General features: G+C 65.5%; 2 protein-coding genes and 1 pseudogene. 1 reads left to right on the forward strand and 2 read right to left on the reverse strand.

Going from position 1 to position 2,137, the window contains the following annotated elements; all coding sequences use genetic code 11:
- A pseudogene (locus ACXJKH_RS19135) lies at positions 1–112 on the reverse strand (N-acetylornithine carbamoyltransferase); the annotation flags it as partial.
- A gap of 337 nt (positions 113–449) precedes the next feature.
- Positions 450–1,013, reverse strand: coding sequence for a hypothetical protein (locus ACXJKH_RS19140; protein WP_256775632.1), 564 nt, complete (start codon positions 1,011–1,013; stop codon positions 450–452).
- A gap of 188 nt (positions 1,014–1,201) precedes the next feature.
- Between ACXJKH_RS19140 and cysS the strand changes: the two genes are divergently transcribed.
- On the forward strand, positions 1,202–2,137 hold a 936-nt coding region (cysS, locus tag ACXJKH_RS19145), incomplete at its 3' end, for a cysteine--tRNA ligase (protein ID WP_457321744.1).

A 2,137-nucleotide genomic window follows, 5' to 3' on the forward strand; every position in this document is an offset into this window, starting at 1 on the left:
CCTTGAGCTCGTTACCCAGCTTGTTGCGCTTGAACAGCGCGGCCTGGGTCAGCAGGGCATCCAGGTCGGTGCGGCTCCAATCCTGGGTGTTCAGGAAGTGCTTCAGGGACATCGATCGATCCTTTGCGGCTGGTTTTCCACCGTTGCCGGGGGAGGTTGGGGGCGCCGGGGCGCGGTCAGGGCTCAAACAAACGTATACAGATGAAACTTTTCAGATCGTAGAAACGAAAAAACCCAGCGCGGGGGCTGGGTTTTCCGAACAGACAGCACGAAGCTCCGGTTACCCAGCGAAAATGTGGGGTTCCGGTCGGCGGGCACGCGACGTCATGCCCGTAGCCATACGGGCGGCGCTGGTGTCGTGCTGGAAGTCGGTGAGTTTCATGGCCGCCAATCTTTGCATGCGCACGGGGTGGGTGCAAGACCTGAAGGGAACATTCAGGCGACAGACCTCACGGATTGGCGGCGCTGCCCTGCTCGGCGCCCATCCACGGAGTGATCGAGACCCGGATCTTGAGCCGGTTGCCCGGATCTTCGGGCAGTCGCGAGCGGTATTTGGTGCCCTTGTAGACGTAGTCCACGTCATAGGCGATGGGCCGGCGGAACTCGCGGCCGACCGGAATGATCCGGCATTCACGGGTCAGCAGCGGGCCGTTGTTGGCCGCCGGGGCCGGCGCCTCGGCGACCGGCGTCTCTTCCTCGCTCCCGTCTTCACGGCGGAAGATCGAGCGCACCGAGTCCATGAAACGGCCGAAGCGGCCCTTGTCTTCCTGCGGCTCCTCGCCGGTCACGTTGACCGGCGCCAGCGTGCGCGTGGACACCGGCTCGCAGTGCTCTTCGGTGCGGGTCGCGCGCAGGGTCTGGAACACCGGCTCCACGTTGAGCACCTGTGCGTAGTCGAACTTGACGTTCTCCACGATCACCACCCGGTTACGGACCTCACCGTCCTGGGCGCACGCCCCGAAGGCGGCACCTCCGAGCAGGCAGGCCAGCGTCAGCAACGAAGCGGATTTCATTGGCAACAGGTAAGAGGACAAGGTGGCTAGTTTAGGGAGTGCCAGGCACAAGGGGCTGAACATTACCCTTCCGCGACGATTCTGCCCATAGGCCGTTGCCCTGGCGGACAGCCAGGACCCCCGGCGCTGAACGCGGATGTGATCTAAAATCGTGGGCTTGCCCCCTTCCCTCCCCGCCACCGACCCCCATGACCCTGCGCCTGCACAACACCCTGACACGCCAGCTCGAACCGTTCACCCCGCTCGATGCGACCTGTCCGACCCTGTATGTCTGCGGCCCCACGGTCTACAACTATGTGCACATCGGCAATGCCCGTGGCCCGGTGGTGTTCGGGGTGCTGGCCGACCTGCTGCGGCGCCGCTTTGGCGGCCTGCGCTATGCGCGCAACATCACCGACGTGGACGACAAGATCAACACCGCCGCGCGTGAACAGAACGTGCCGATCAGCGCCATCACCGACCGTTTCGCCGCCGCCTACCGTGAAGACATGGGCGCGTTGGGCGTGGTTCCCCCGGATATCGAGCCGGAAGCCACCGCGCACATACCGCAGATCGTGACGATGATCGAGCAGCTGATCGCCGCCGGCCACGCCTACGCCGCCGAAGGCCACGTGCTGTTCTCGGTCAGCTCCTACGCCGACTACGGCAAGCTCTCGCGCCGGGACCCGGACGAAATGCTGGCCGGCGCACGCGTGGACGTGGCCCCCTACAAGCGCGAGCCGGGCGACTTCGTGCTGTGGAAGCCGTCCAGCGACGACCTGCCCGGCTGGGCATCGCCGTGGGGCCGTGGCCGCCCCGGCTGGCACATCGAGTGCTCGGCAATGGCCGCCGCGCACCTGGGTGAAACCATCGACATCCATGCCGGCGGCGTGGACCTGCAGTTCCCGCACCACGAAAACGAGATCGCGCAGAGTGAGTGCGCCCATGGCGGGCGGATCTTCGCGCGGTTCTGGCTGCACAACGGCATGCTCAACTTCGGCGGTGCGAAGATGAGCAAGTCGATCGGCAACATCGAGCGCGTGCACGACCTGGTCCGCAAGCACGCCCCCGAAGCGCTGCGCTATGCGCTGCTGTCGGCGCACTACCGGCAGCCGCTGGACTGGTCCGATGCGCTGATCGAGCAG

It is taken from the genome of Stenotrophomonas sp. P5_B8, from assembly GCF_054049855.1.